Source organism: Bradyrhizobium sp. BWC-3-1 (assembly GCF_032917965.1).
GTDB classification, from domain to species: Bacteria; Pseudomonadota; Alphaproteobacteria; order Rhizobiales; family Xanthobacteraceae; genus Bradyrhizobium; species Bradyrhizobium canariense_D.
On sequence record NZ_CP136625.1, the window covers coordinates 4,697,875 to 4,712,085 of the forward strand.

Annotated in this window: 12 protein-coding genes and 1 pseudogene; 3 read left to right on the forward strand and 10 right to left on the reverse strand. The window is 59.4% G+C overall.

All coding sequences use genetic code 11. From position 1 onward, the window contains the following. Window positions 1-2,187: 2,187 nt before the first annotated feature. From RX329_RS22840 to RX329_RS22850, 3 genes are all read right to left on the reverse strand, one after another. Window positions 2,188-2,475, reverse strand: coding sequence for a hypothetical protein (locus RX329_RS22840; protein WP_317244296.1), 288 nt, complete (start codon window positions 2,473-2,475; stop codon window positions 2,188-2,190). Window positions 2,476-2,593: 118 nt separating this feature from the next. Next, window positions 2,594-2,926, reverse strand: coding sequence for a hypothetical protein (locus RX329_RS22845; RefSeq protein WP_317244297.1), 333 nt, complete (start codon window positions 2,924-2,926; stop codon window positions 2,594-2,596). Window positions 2,927-3,378: 452 nt separating this feature from the next. Beyond that, a complete protein-coding gene (locus RX329_RS22850) occupies window positions 3,379-4,002 on the reverse strand; it encodes a transcriptional regulator (protein WP_317244298.1) in 624 nt (207 codons plus the stop codon). 86 nt (window positions 4,003-4,088) lie between these two features. Between RX329_RS22850 and RX329_RS22855 the strand changes: the two genes are divergently transcribed. Continuing rightward, the gene (locus RX329_RS22855) at window positions 4,089-4,868 is read left to right on the forward strand and encodes a porin family protein (protein WP_317244299.1); all 780 of its coding nucleotides are present in this window, start codon (window positions 4,089-4,091) and stop codon (window positions 4,866-4,868) included. Between the two features lie 241 nt (window positions 4,869-5,109). Here RX329_RS22855 and RX329_RS22860 read toward each other — a convergent pair whose 3' ends face one another. From RX329_RS22860 to RX329_RS22880, 5 genes are all read right to left on the reverse strand, one after another. Next, a complete protein-coding gene (locus tag RX329_RS22860) occupies window positions 5,110-5,382 on the reverse strand; it encodes a hypothetical protein (protein WP_317244300.1) in 273 nt (90 codons plus the stop codon). Window positions 5,383-7,998: 2,616 nt separating this feature from the next. Next, window positions 7,999-8,577, reverse strand: coding sequence for a DUF2939 domain-containing protein (locus RX329_RS22865; protein ID WP_085384865.1), 579 nt, complete (start codon window positions 8,575-8,577; stop codon window positions 7,999-8,001). A gap of 191 nt (window positions 8,578-8,768) precedes the next feature. Beyond that, window positions 8,769-8,948: a hypothetical protein gene (locus RX329_RS22870; protein ID WP_247403251.1), complete on the reverse strand. Its 180-nt coding sequence runs from the start codon at window positions 8,946-8,948 to the stop codon at window positions 8,769-8,771. Between the two features lie 910 nt (window positions 8,949-9,858). Beyond that, entirely contained in the window at window positions 9,859-10,191 is a 333-nt protein-coding gene (locus RX329_RS22875; protein ID WP_317244301.1) for a hypothetical protein, read from the reverse strand. 145 nt (window positions 10,192-10,336) lie between these two features. Then, complete coding sequence (locus tag RX329_RS22880; protein WP_317244302.1) at window positions 10,337-10,954, reverse strand: NYN domain-containing protein; 618 nt, start codon at window positions 10,952-10,954, stop codon at window positions 10,337-10,339. Window positions 10,955-11,747: 793 nt separating this feature from the next. On the opposite strand from RX329_RS22880, the gene RX329_RS22885 reads away from it, so the two are divergent. Continuing rightward, entirely contained in the window at window positions 11,748-11,927 is a 180-nt protein-coding gene (locus RX329_RS22885; RefSeq protein ID WP_085384870.1) for a hypothetical protein, read from the forward strand. A gap of 212 nt (window positions 11,928-12,139) precedes the next feature. Here the strand turns inward: RX329_RS22885 and RX329_RS22890 are convergent, their stop codons facing one another. Further along, complete coding sequence (locus RX329_RS22890) at window positions 12,140-12,409, reverse strand: hypothetical protein (protein WP_317244303.1); 270 nt, start codon at window positions 12,407-12,409, stop codon at window positions 12,140-12,142. A gap of 660 nt (window positions 12,410-13,069) precedes the next feature. On the opposite strand from RX329_RS22890, the gene RX329_RS22895 reads away from it, so the two are divergent. Next, window positions 13,070-13,345 carry a hypothetical protein gene (locus RX329_RS22895; protein WP_317244304.1) on the forward strand — a complete coding sequence of 92 codons (276 nt, stop codon included), beginning with the start codon at window positions 13,070-13,072 and terminating at the stop codon, window positions 13,343-13,345. Here RX329_RS22895 and RX329_RS22900 read toward each other — a convergent pair. Continuing rightward, window positions 13,342-13,814 (reverse strand): annotated as a pseudogene (locus RX329_RS22900) (integrase core domain-containing protein); the annotation flags it as partial. The gene RX329_RS22895 and the pseudogene RX329_RS22900 overlap by 4 nt on opposite strands. Between the last annotated feature and the right edge of the window lie 397 nt (window positions 13,815-14,211).

Here is a 14,211-nt window from a genome sequence, read left to right on the forward strand (position 1 = left end):
GTGCAGTTGGGCCGTTGCGGCCGGTCCGTTCACGGCCGGGTTAGCTGTTTCAATTCGTTACTATTGGTGTATTGCCGTCCTGGTGCCTGCGCGAGAATACTGGCGCCTATGATGGCAGGGCTGTTGATTACCGGCGGCGTAGGCGTTTTGGCTCTAGGCCTCACGTTCGTAGCGGCGAAATATCTCGACGCTCGGGCGGAGCGTAGGCGGTAGTATCACCGAGCGGAAGCACGAGAGCATCCTGTGCGGCGCAGGTTCTCTACCAGTCGATTGAAGACCTCGCCGGCCCCCAGCTCCATTTGCCGGGCAAGTAATCAGAAGGACCGTCCGCAGAGTTTGCCGCCTCGGCCACATTGGAAGTGGGCGGATGAGGACGGACCGTGCGGACCTGATCTGGGGCCACCTTCGCGGGGTCTTCGTTCCATTTGCGGCTCTGAGCGAAATCGGCTGACATGCTGGGACCTCCGCTGACCGCGCACAGCTAGCAACTCCAATGGGCAAATGCTGTAACCGAGGTGCGACATCCGTGAGGAATTGCGCCGTTTATGCCTATTTGTTTCAGGCTTGTACCACAACGTGAATTGCCGCCCCGAGACCCGCAGAAATACCGGTCGCGCTATGGTGGCAGGCTTTTTGGTTACTGGCGGAATTGCCGTTTTGGCTTTAGCCGTCACATTCGCGTCGGTGTTGTATATCGACGCTCGGGCTGAGCGGCGGAGAGATTAAGGGCAACCACCGCCGTCGCTGCGAAACGCGCGCGAGCTACTGCGCGTCGCGTGTGTGGAAAAACAGGTGTCCGCCAGTCCGCGATTGCGGGCCGCGTGGCGCGCTGGCTCTGCGTCGATTGAAACCCGCAAAGACCGAGCACGCAGCGGCGTCCGATCACCAAGGGACACAGTACCATACAAAAAGAAACAGGCCCGAAACAGAAAGCCCAACCTGTTGGCGACAGTTGCGCCAGCTTCGCGCTGCGATCGATGTTGTTGAGCATCGATTTCTCCCATCGAGCCGCTTACCACCAACGCTATGGTTGAATAAGGTTGACGCTACAATCAAAATGGAACCATGAAAGGCACGGTTCGGAGCCGCTCCTGCCAGGTCCAGGCGACAATGTGGATCACTTACTCACCTTCAGCCTGAGTATTTACGCGAAAGTAGGAAGGAGTACGGTTCACGCTGGCGGGCCCCCTGCACGCGGGTGTGATGCGCATCGTGTGAAGTAGTTCACAAGTGGCAGATATCGCCAAGCATAGTGTGCGCGCTTCAGGTGGAGGGAAGCGCCATGAATGCTAATTGGACGACCTCTCGAATGTTCGCACTGACAGCCGTTGTTCTGGTGGCAGCCGGTGCCACTATGGCGATTGGCACTCCTCTCAAAGTGATTGAGCCGACTTTGGGAAAAGATTGGCAACGCAGCCAAACGTTGCTGCTTGTGACGGCTTGTTAGACTCGGGCGTTCGACCGGAATAAGAACCACTTTCAACGACCGTCATTTGAAGGTTCCCACGCAAAAGAATGCAACCTTTCGTCGGCCGCCTTCGGGGATTGCGCGCTTGTGTAGGGAGCTAAGCGCCATTCAGCGATGCAGAGAATCCCTCGATCGCATTCATCTGCGAGCTTAAGAAGCAGGTCAACGTTAGCCTTGTCGCCAGAAGCGAGGGCTAATCTGCGATATCGGTTGGCACGGGCGTTGCTCATGAATCCCGATCTCAACGCTCCAAAACAAGGACATTGGTCCTATTCCGTCCGCCGCTCGCGCGATTACCACCGGCAAGGCCGCCGGTTCATTCACGCAGAACCTTATTTCGGCGGAGGCAAATCGCCTTGAAGGCACCGGCCCACTTTGGAATGCATAGGATCTTCGCACGCGGCAAGGGTCGTAAGTACGTGGTGCAGACAGCGCACTGAAACGTATGCAAGTCCACGCTTGGGCGTTCTAGCTCGATACTGACCAGCATCATCGAAGATTTGCACCTCGGACAGGCGGGGCGCTGCAATGCGATGGGTGCAAAGGCGGGCGGCAGGTGTTCAGATTGGGTCATGGGTGCTTCCCTCAAGGCGGGAGCCCAACACTCTCAGTCACCGGTAATGCCTCGGTGCGGATGCCGATGATGGAACGAGTATGCGCCGAATGGAGTCTCAATCGCGAGTCAATTCCCGGTGGCCCCTTTGGCGCTGATGAAGCCCTCAAGGGCGGCCCGCTTCATCGTCGCTGTCGACCGCGCGCTGGGCCAGCGCGTCGGCGAGCCAGCCAGGCTTCCGGAGCGCTCGTTCGCTATCGGCCAACGTCCGGTAGCTCCGTTCCATGCTTTCGAGGTGCTGGCGTGCGAATGCATCCTTTACCGTCTCCAGCGCGATCCGACATCGATACGCCAGTTTGAGATATTCTTCTGGGGTCATCATTTGGAACGAGTGTGCACTATGGTACTTTGTGTCGCTCAACGGCGTGGTGATAGTAGTGGAACGTGACTTCAAGAACGAAGTTTTTTCGAGCTTTGATCCTAACCCGGCAAAGCCCTGCGCGAGTGCGGCAGGAAGCCAAGATCGGTGTTGAGGATGCTAAACCCGCAGAACGGTAAAATAGTGCGCATGTTCAAGTGCGAATGCGGTGCACAGACTTGGACTGAGACGAAGGAGTAAGGCCGCGCGGTATCGCCGTCACGCTCGCGGGGCTTGCCTGAATTTCCGGTGTGGCTAACGGCCATTCGATCTCGCAAACTGAGGCGGCTTGCCGCTGCTGAAATCCGGTCTGACCTGAGCCCCTTTGGTTGCCGCATGCGGCGCACACAAACCGCGTCTCGATATCAGACAAGCGAACATCGTCCGGCCAGCGATCGGCGCTGAGAGCAACGCTGTGACCGCAGCGGCGGTAGACCAGGACGCCGCGTAATCCCATCTCGCGCATATCGCCAAAGGCAATCTTCATCTGCCGGCCATCGGCGTGCGTAGGGCGGGCGCCTTGTTCAAGGCCCTGCCTCCACGTCCTCATGTGGCTGTTCTTCCCAGACCACCTCGCCGCATTCGCATTCGAAGATCCGGAGGAAGCCGGGTGGCTTTGAGTTCCAAATGCGCTCTATAACCCGTGTCGGTCGGTCGCACTTGGGACATCGGACGGAATCTTGTCTTGTTGTCATAGGCACGTCTCGCCGCTACCTGGGCAGACTCTGGACGCAGCTTTATGTTCCCAAGGAAGCCCCGCCAAGTAAGGCAAGGTCGCGCGGCACGACCCCGGCTGGATTGCCTGGGGGTCAAAGGCCGGGGCCGCTCCGCCAGCTCGAAGAAAAGAGCCAGCGAGACAGCAAGCCGGGTAGTGATGCTAGGTTCCTACGGCTGTCAGCGGCAGCCGCATTGAACTTCCCCAGTCTCCAAGGCGCGCATCTAGTCGCGGGAGGCATGGGATATCTTTCGCGGACGACCAAGTTTCGGACGAGGAGCCCTGGCCTTGGGCTGCATGCCCTCGATCACGAATCTCACCTGTAAAGCGGTGAAGAGGTTAAAAACCCGGCTTAGCTGCGGGTCAACTTTCCCGCCAAATGTCTTGTAGACATTCGTTCGCAACATCCCGAGTTTGTGCGCAAGCGCCGTCACGTTCTGCGCTTTCACGACGCTGCTGAGTCCTCGAATGGCATCCGCCGGATTCTCGCAAGCGAAAGCCTCACTCAGGCGAGCCGCGGCCCCGTCTGGGCTGTCACTGCCAGACACAGGCACAACGCAGGCCCTTACGTTCATTGCGCTAAACAGCCTGACGATTCGGCTTAGCCGCGGGTCGATTCGGCCTCCAAACGTCCTGTAGAGAGCGTCTCTCCGCAAACCAGCGTCTCGCGCCAATATCTGGACGTTCTGGGCTTTCATGACCACGCTAAGCGCGTTCTTTGCCTTTAATAGGTCATTTTCTGCAAATTGTTCAGTTAGATAGGCCGATATTGCCGCCGGATTATCGCGGACCAAATCGGCTATATTTGCCTCATCCCCTGTCAGCATCACTAGGAGTTTGTCCGTCACTGTGGCCGCCGAGCTACAGCATTTCTAACGGATGCGTCTAGGTTACCGCCATCAGATATTGACCGCTTCCACTTGGGGACATGAAGATGAAAAAGACTTTGCTCGCGCTGGCCGCCATTGCGGCGATGACCGGCTCGGCCTCAGCCGCTGACCTTGGCGCCCGTCCCTACGTGAAGGCGCCGATGCCGGCTCCGGTCGCTAACTGGACTGGCTTCTACATCTTCGGCGGCGGCGGCGGCGGTCTCTCGAATGCCGACCAGAGCGTTGTGGATACGGCCACCGGCACACCGTTGACCATCACCCAGCGCCAGGGTGGTTCGGGCTGGTTCGGCACCGTTGGCCTTGGCTACGACTGGCAGTTCAGCGGCACCTGGGTCGCCGGTGTATTCGCGGACGGTCAGTTCGGCAGCATCCGCGCCACCATCCAGGATCCGATCTTCGGCATCACTGGCAGCCAGAAGCTGGAAGACTCCTGGGCCGCTGGTATCCGCCTCGGCTGGCTGGCCGCTCCGAACGTTCTCACCTACGTCAACGGCGGTTACTCGGGCGCCCACTTCGGCCAGACCAACTTCACTGACCTCGCTGGCGTCCCGGTCGGTGCCCACCTCAACAGCTACAACCGCAACGGCTGGTTCATCGGCGGCGGCGTCGAGAATAGCTTAAACTTCTTCGGCATCTCTTCGCCCGGCTGGTTCATGAAGACCGAGTACCGCTCGGCGTTCTACAATGCTAAGACCCAGGACGAATTGTTCGACGTAAGCAACGCTCCGGTCGGCAACAGCATCCGCGCCAACAGCTGGAACCAGACGGTCTCCACCTCGCTGGTCTACCGCTTTAACTGGACCGGTGCGGGCGTCAGGTACTGATCCGGTCTGACGATCAAACAACAAAGCCCCGGCATCGTCCGGGGCTTTTTCATTATGGCTGTTACTTTCCCTTTGAGGAGCAGGAGATAAGTCGCTGCCACTGCCTAAACGCCCAGTGGTGGGGGCGGACATGCCGCCATCAGAGCGGCATCTTAGGCACCGGGCAAACTATCGATATCTGGTAGGCCCAAACACGCCCGAACTACTGCGCCTCGTGGGGGATCTCTAGGGATGTTGTCGCTCAACAGCGCTGGCAGAGATTCATCTTCCGTTTTAGCTGATTTTCATCCGCTTGCTGTCGGGCGTTTTCTTCTTCCCAAGTCATCGGCTTAGACACCGACGACGGTTTTGGCCCCATCGCGTTGGCACGCTTGCGGGTCCGTTGGTTGGGCGGGGAAGTCTCGGGCAGGGGTTGATATAGCCCGTCTGGCCCCACCGACCCCTCTTGGGCAATGCAAGCATTTCCGAATGCGCAGCAAATCGCGGCCAGCAATAGACCAGAACGGATGTTCATGGGTACTCCAAGCGCCAACTCGCGCGCCGCAAATTACGCCGCCGGGCAAAAAATACCTTGTCCCGGCGGCGTTTGTCCAATCCAGCCCCGAGATTGGGATTAGCAAAAAATCCCGGATACTCATCAGTATGGGCGTGGAGTGTGAAGGTTCAGTTCGTTTGATGAAATTACAAAGCCCGCCGGATCACCCCGGCGGGCCTCTGCCCGAGGAAAGACTCGCTGGCAAGGTTGGTCTGGGATAGGTTGCTCGAACTACGTACATCTCGACGTGACGGCTTTTTCAAAATGCATATTGGAGCAGCAAATGTCGATTATGAGAGCTTTTGCCCTGTTCGTAATTCTTGCATTCGGGGGCGCCATGATCGCCTCCGGCTTCATGACATCGCCAGCATCGGCTAACAAAATGGATGGCAAGGCTGGGGGCTATGGCTCTCGTGGCTCAGCGAATTATGGTCCCCCGAAGAGCGGCACAGTGAAGCCGCCAACCGCGACGAAGAAGCCTCCACAGTGATCTGATCAAAGGCCCGCCGGTTCACGCTGGCGGGCCCTAGCACTCCGGCCAGGAACTCGGTTCAACTCCTGGCGTTAGCCGACATGCCCAAAGATATCAGAATAACGCTCTGGTCATTGGCCGCCGCCTGTGTGGTGGCCTTTAGCGTGGCGGCTCTCGTGTCTCCTCACTAGATGCCCAACAAACCAAAAGAGACGACCCCGGCTGGGGTGCCTGGGGATTAATGCCGGGGCCGCTCCGCCAGCTCGAAGGAGACAGCTAGCAAACCCTCCAATTTTTCCTCTGCGCGTTCGTTCCTCTAACGGGCGTTCGAGATCGCAAATTTGGCCGGCTTGCCGCTGCTGAAATCCGGCCTGACCTCAGCCCCTCGGTTGCCGCATCCAGCGCACAAAGCGCGGCTCGACATCAGACAAGCGAACCTCTCCGGCCAAGGAGTTGCGAGCCCAATGGCAGAAGATCAGGAGCCGCTTCGGCCATCTCGCGCATCTCACCAAAGGTGATCTTCTGAAGCCGTATGCCGGTATTCACGGCCATGTCGCCGAGAGTCAATGGCCGGCCCTTAGCGGCTCAGCAGGCGCGCAAGGTGGGTAAACGAACGCGCTGGTTCACTTGGTTGGCCTGTTCGGGATAGCAAGGACCGGTCTAGCCCCCCAAAAAAAACATGTGCTCGAGCCTTGTTCGCCTATCAGCCTGGCGCGGAGGGAAGGTAATTCGGCTTCAGGTTTCCCGTCCTGGGGCCGCTTCTTGGCAAGCCTGACTGAAAGATGAGTCACACAATGAAATGCGCACCCCTGGAAGAGGGTGCCATCGCCGCGGGATGTCGCGGCTTCGACGCTCGCAGTCTAACGGAAAGCCCCTTTCTCACGAAGGGGCGGTTGAAGTCGCGGCGCCCAAGGGGAGGGCTCCGGGGCGGGCTGGCAGACGCGGCACGGATGCTTCTTACGCGGCCGCCCTTCTGGTCATTGGCGCACAAGCTTGGACCGCATACCGGCCAGCATGGTGTAGGCAAGGCGCCGCCAGATCAGGTTCATCAGGACTAGCATGTCGCATCCCCGTGTTCGATTCCGCCACTTTCGACCCCCTCTGTTTCAGCAAGATTTCGCGGAGCCGGGAAATGGCTTCGTGCGAGGTCGGGGTCGTGTCCCCGGTGCAGCTGGCATGGCGGCGAGTGAATTGACGCCGCCAGGGGAGGTCTGAGCGATCGGTGTCATAATGGCGCCCTGTCGCGGCCGCCCTGCGGGTGCGCGGGAACTCTCATTCTCCAATGGCAATCGGAACGCCGCGGCTGATCGTACAGAAATGGAAAAGCTGCGGGGGCCAGTCACGCTGGCGGGGCTTTCGGTTTTTGATTAGCTGCGCCAGGAGCGGCGCCTTTCAAGGCAGCTCGATGGTCTTGAGCCGCGTACTTCGGCGGGATCCTCCGCCTTGCTGCTTAGGCGCGGATGGTCGGGACACTCTCGTAACTAGCCACAGATCGCTGCCGCAAATAGCGCATTCATAACGCTTGAGTTCGTAGCCTTTGGGGGAAAACAGCTTTGAGCAGTCGAGCTTGGCTACAAACGGTGCATCCGGCTTCGCCGTTCACGATCGCCTCCCGCAAGCAATTTGGCCGCAATGATGGAAATCAAAACTGAGTCTCGGTTCAGCAGCAATAGCGGCTCACGCTGGCGGGGCCTATTTTCGATACGGCCCTCCCGGTAGTCGTCCGGAGGTGTAAACGCCGGCCATTGGAATTACCGTTCTCACCTTTTGGCGGACCAGCAATGGCGCAAGGCGGTGGCACGGACAAGGCACCAACCCTCATCTGCAACAGATGTCAGCGTCCAATGGAGTTTCTCGCGTCGCTGCCGGCAATTGCAAACCTGCCCGCAGCCTATGCCTACAGGTGCATGCCCTGCCTGAGAGTTGAAACTATCATTCTAGGCTGAAGGAAGGGCGCCGCCGGAGGACTACTTGAGCTCGAAAGTCCGAGGCGAGCGTTTCATCTGCCAGGAGACGAACTCGTCTCCGGCATCAAGGCCTTCCCCGCACACCAGCAATGGCTGGTTGTCGCACGTGGCGCTGAGTAGAGCGCGAACCTCGCTTCTTCTCTGAACGTGGTGGGCTCAGCGCGTCGGTAGCCGGTCCACCATGCTGGACAAGACCTTTGGCGGCAACGTGATGCCGGACAGCTTCCAGGTCGTCGTTTCATAATGCAGGCTAACGCTCCCGGCGTCCTGACTTTCTCCGAGCCTCACCGCAAACTCGACCGGCTTCACCAGTGTTATCCGTCCTGCGAGAACAAAGATGTTCGAGACGTCGAGCTCGGCCAACGACGACATCGTCCCAAACGTGATGTTTTCCGCTGCGTTCCGGACGTTGCCGCTGCTCAACAGAACGGACAAGTTTTCTGGTGTCATGAGCTTGACCGCGAGATCGTCGGCAATTGTCGCACCGAATGCGTTGATTGCCATCCGTTCGAACGGGCGCACCGGCCGGCTTTGCCCAATTCGATCAAGGTAAGCTGACACAATCTGATCAACGATTGAATGGCGGACCCGCGGCAGATTCGTCCGGACGATCACCTGAGCGGCGTCTGCGCTTCGCACGGCCGAAACCAGGCCCAAGACCGAAACGAAGGCTGACCCGGCGTAGATGAAGAGGCAGATCAGGAACGCCGCCAGGATGCCAATGAGCCACCTCATCGAGCGGCAATCATGGTGGAAGGGCATTGTTCCAAGATGCGATCGGCAAGGACCTCTAACGCCTCTGCGCGGAGAAGTTTAATCTTCTTGATCGTTGGAGGTTGGCAATGCACAAACTGATCGCCGCAATGAGCGCTGCGTTCGCAGCAGCGTGTGGGAGAGGATCGTAGACAGACATGCTGCTCGGGTCGTCACGTTGGCGTATGGTCGCCGCTGTTGAAACCCCGGGCGGCAAGTTCCAGCTCGAGTTCGGTAATCCGCTCGAAAATGCGAGCAGCGATCGCCTCGGACTCTTCGGCGGTTAATGATCGAATGCCCCTTGAAGATAGCTCGTCCCTGAGAACCTTCGCCACGAGCAAGTGGATCGCCATTGGATTAAATCCTAAAATGACGATCCAATCGCAACCGAAGGGCGAACGCAAGGTGGGTAGCCCACCGGCATTGGATCGATCTCTTTCTTCGTCGAGTGAGCGCTTCAAATGGCTTTAGGAGGAAGCCCACCACCCGTCGGGGAATGGCTCCAACAAAGTCCAATCGACTTGGTTGTCGTTGTCAGGGAGGCTGATAGCTCCTGCATTCCGGCTTAGTGGCGCGTGGCCACGGAGGCGAACAGATAAAGCGCCCCGTTCACGACGTCGAACGCGGCGTGACGGAGGATGTGCCAAGCGTAACGGAGGCACACCGCCGGCGCTTCGTTCAGCTTCTTCGACCAGATCTCGAAGATCTTCCAACTCTGAGAGCTGAGAAGTGAGGTCGCTAAGTCGTTCGGCGTAAAGGATTGCGCGAGAGCCTCGCATAAATGTCCTCCCCAACACAAAAAAGCACTATCAGGATGGCGTCAGAGCAAATAGCGCGAGTAGTAAAAGTAGAAGACTAACATCGGTAAATAGCGGATTTCAACACGTCAGGCTTAATGGCCCTAGGACTGCGTCCACCCTTGCCAACGCGTCAATGATCTTGACCTATTTTGCCGAAAGCATCGCGGCAATAGAGGCGGGCCTGGAGACTTGTCGGGGCCGGTCAGCGGCTAAGCTAAGAAGCCAATCCAATGGCGGCGAGTGAAGGAGGAAAAGTGCTGCGATCTTTCGTCAGGCTGCCCTCGCACTGGTTTGGGGATCGCTGACGTCGGAGGAGATCATCGCTAAGCTTCGCGCCGCCGGCTATTCGCACATCCAGGAACTACCAGCCGGAAAGATAAAGACCTACAAGGCCGTCAAGGAACGCACCGCGCGCTCGCTAATCGTCGACAGCACCGGCCAAATTGCAGAGGTGGCGAGGTAGCTAGACAAGCAGACGAAGCCAGACGTCTTTACTGGACAGCGTGCCGGTTGGCGTCGCAATCTCCATGTCGACGACGCGAAACGAGCCATGACTTTCGTAAACGTAGCGAAGGTGCCAGACCGTGCCGAGTTCGGGCGAAATGGCGAAGTCGTCCAACGCGCGTGTGATGTTGTGAACGGCATCGCGTCGCCCGATCGGTGCGGAGAACATCGTTTCTATCAGCACGGCCAGGCTCATGCCGCCGACCAGCATGGCTCGTGCAGCTTCGTCGCCGTGAGATAGCCGGAGGGCGGTCACGATGACGGCAATAGCGTCGGGGTTCTTCAGAGCCACAGCAGGTTCGCTTCGCCAGCAAAAACATAATGCCGGATGCCGCCCTTTTCATGCAAGCGACATCGAGCCGACGCCAACATATCTCAAGCGACAAACATGCCTACCGCGAGCCGCGCTTGCGGAATGTGGGCGCCGCCTTCAGGGTCTACTCGTGTGGGTCGTTTCCCTTCGGCTCCTGCAAGAATTTTGGCAGGTGTCCCCGCGCTTCACGATCACGCGGGGCAGGGCGTTCGGACGGGTCGCGACCGAGCTTGGACTGCAGCTCGACGAGGTCGGTGAAGACGTCGGCCTGGCGGCGCAGCTCGTCGGCGATCATCGGCGGCTGGCTCGCGATGGTGGAAATCACGGTGACCCGCACGCCGCGGCGCTGAACGGCCTCGACCAGAGAGCGGAAGTCGCCGTCGCCCGAGAACAGCACCATCTGGTCGATGTGCTCGGCGAGCTCCATGGCGTTCACAGCGAGCTCGATGTCCATGTTGCCCTTGACCTTGCGGCGGCCGGAGGCGTCGATGAACTCCTTGGTCGCCTTGGTGACGACGGTATAGCCGTTGTAGTCGAGCCAGTCGATCAGCGGCCGGATCGAGGAGTACTCCTGATCCTCGATGATCGCGGTGTAGTAGAACGCCCTAAGTAGCGTCCCGCGGCTCTGAAACTCCTTCAGCAGGCGCTTGTAATCGATGTCGAAGCCCAGAGTTTTTGCCGTCGCGTAGAGATTGGCTCCATCGATGAAGAGCGCGATCTTGTCGGTAGAGCAAGGTGACATTCAGTTCACGCTTTCCGTGAAGCAGCGCAGATTGAGGCGGAGACTTTGCGGAATCGCGACACGAATATGTCGGTCGCATTCTACATGGATCGCTAGCGAAGGCCTTAGCGTACAGATTGATGCTTTAAGCTCCAACTATTTTCGACCGCGGCTCGAGCTCTGACGATAGCCGAAAGTTGGTCGTCCCATTGTAACGTATGCCGCCTAATTCCAAGTACTTATCTCCACGGTGCTCGCGCCATGCCTGTCGGCGATTTTGCCCTGTTTGAACTTTTCATCCACCGGCGCGGCCGCGGCGAGCGATGGTCTGTTCCAGGTCCATGCGGAAGTTCTGTTAGCCGGGAGCAGGAGAAGCCGGCCCGCAGCGCATGAGCATGACCAATGAAGCGGCGGCGCCGGATCCACCGAAAGCGCGACCGTCAGCGCCTGATGACGCATCGCCGGCTCAGGCGGTAACCTGACGTCAATAGATACCGCCTTACGATCTCGCATCGCGGATTGGTGGCGAGTACCGCGGTACGCATGGGCATTGAGAACCCGTCGGCTACCGGAGCCGGCGGGTTTTTCATGTGCTGGAGCTTGGGAGAGATGGCCCGCCTGTGCTAGCACCGCGGGTGCCGTGTCGATCGTGCGGAACGTCGCGGCGTCGGTCGCAGGAGCAGCCTTATAGCCGTTCCTGCGACCTTCAGTTTTGAGGCTCCGGCGCTCTGATGCGCAATTGGATCAGCCTTCGTTTCCAAACTCGCTGAGGTTGTGACTGGAAATGCACCGACTCTGAGTGCATGATAGGCGGATGCAGGTGCATTGCCCAAAATGCAAAGTGATCGTCGCCATTGGCAGAGACAAGTGGTTCTTCGACGGCGGCGAATGTAGGGAGCTTCGCGGTACCGTCGCGGGCGATGCTAAGGAATATGAAAAGTGCCCGGTCCTCATCGAAGCTGTGTCGACCGTCAGGAAGAATGCCGCCAGCTAGGCCAGCGCTTTAGCGTCCCAGCCTGCCCGTGAGCGCGAGCGAACCTCCCAAAAAACCAGCCAGAAAACCAGCCAGAGCGGATGCTCCCAGCTGCGTGGTCGCCAGCCGAGAGACGGCCCCGTCTTGGGGAGACTCGGGGTAAGGCCGGGGCCGCTCCGCCAGCTCAGGGCACCGAGCCAGCGCGGATTAAGTAGAATGAGCCCGGCCAGTTCCTAACGGGGTGCCAGGAGGTCCTGCCCGGGCGTAAGCAACCGCACATAAGTGCCGCTCTCATGCAGCTCCAGCCATCCCTTCTCGACAGCGCACCTGATGCCAGCGCCGAACTCCGCGCCGGTTGCCTTGAGCGTGTAGAGGAAGGGGTAGTTGATCTTCTCAATGTGGATGCGGCCATCCTGGACCGGCTCGATGCCGGCGGCGAGCTCGAGCAGCTTGCGGGCTGCGGCTTCTGGCTCGGCAAAAGGCCGTTCGGTGACGTGCTTCATCGCTGGAGTCAAAACCTCAAGCCCATGCTTGGCCTGAGTTGCCCGCGACTGTCATGCCAGTTCGGGACGATATGCACAGATCCTGCGGCGCCGCATGCTGAGCAGACCAGGCGCAAGCCGACCTGCGACCACGGCTGATCCTGCGGGAGTGTGTCGAGCCGCACGTCGACCCTGCGATCGCAACGGCCGTTAAGGCACTGGATGCTGCAGGTCACATGGCCGTCAGCCAACCATTCCGCGGGGCTGCGGGGCGGGTAGTGACCGGTCCATTTCGTGTATCGACGGCGAGCGTGCATGCCGCCATCAAAGCGGCATCGTAAGTACCTCGCAAATTATCGATTCCTAGTAGGTCGAGGCGCGCGCGAGCTACTGCGTGTCGTGGGTGTGGGAGAGCCGCTTGTTATTTCTTTAGGAGCAAGCCCATCTCTCGCGCCATCCGCTTCACCGATCCGATATGCCGCCCGAGGACTGCCGCAATTTCCGACGCGGCGCGCCGACGTGCCATCGCGGCAAGCCTCTTTCGTTCGCTCTCGGTCCACTGCTTTGGCTTCGATGATTTCACTTCGCGATCATCCAGCCGGCTCGACGAAAGCGGTATTGGGAAATTTCCGGGTGGCGACTCTTGACGGCTTAGTGCACGGCGGGAGTCTGAGCGGCCACATGGGGCAGCATCAGCACGACATCGACGAGCTCGCGCGCATGGAGCGGCCGTGCCGCGACTGGGCGGAGGAGAGCAGGGTGCCGGGCGAGGCCGGCGCGCTGCTCGAGATGGCGGAAAACTACGGCCGCGAAGCTGCCAAAAGAACCGTGGTCGGGACCGTAGATCGCGTGCGGCTCAGACGGAAAACCCCAGCAGCTTCAAGAAGGTTGACAGGACACCCCTTCCGCCACCTCCAGGTGTCCGGCCCGAAGACATGGGTAACGGAACGTACCTAAGACATGGGTGACAGCCTCGTGCCGAACGGGCTGTCGAGAGGTTGCAGGGTTTTCTGCTCCAGGTCGAAATATCCCAGATCATAGTGCATGAAGCTGACGAGCCAAATGCCCTCGTCGACCTCCTTGATGCCGAGCTTCTGGCCCGCCAGCAGGTTGAGATGTTGATCCGCTTGCGGTGCAGGCAAAGGCGGCCGCACGCGGTTACAAGGACCTCGCGATCGTGGAACGGATAGGTCAGCTCCGGCAGGCCGGCATAGGCGACGTAGAGCTCAGCAGGACATTTCATGTCGAGGGCCTCGTGCGGGCGTTCGGAGTTGAACTCGCGGACAAGGCATCGAAGCGTTCCTGCTGCTGCAAGCTATTGCCGTCGGGCGGCCGGGTGGTTTCCTTTTTTGAGGGTGAGGTGCATGCGCTCATGACGTCCATTCTGTTGCACGTGACCCGGCCTGATGCGTTCGATCGCGCCTCCCGTTCAACTTAGGGACGTTTGCAATGACTCGTATTTTGCTTGTTGCTCTGGCGCTTTCATTTGTCGTGCCAATCGCCAGCGCCGACGCAGGTCCACGCGATACTTGGTCGGATCGGGCGGCGGATGGTTCGCGTTGCAGCGGACCGTGCTGCAGATCGCAAGCCCGGCGGACGCTGATCGACATCGGGCCCGCCGGTTCACCCCGGCGGGCTTTGCACAAGCGGCACGATCGGGTCCATGCATCTCATGGGCGACAAGCCCACCGCTTGCCAAGGTTGTAGAAAAGCATAGTGTATTTGGCCGGGGGGCCATTCATTGTCGTCTTCAGCGCTACGAATGGCGGGCAGATGGCCGCAGTCGCGTTTTTGGCTTATCTGCGTTGATTGGTACCCGGCGC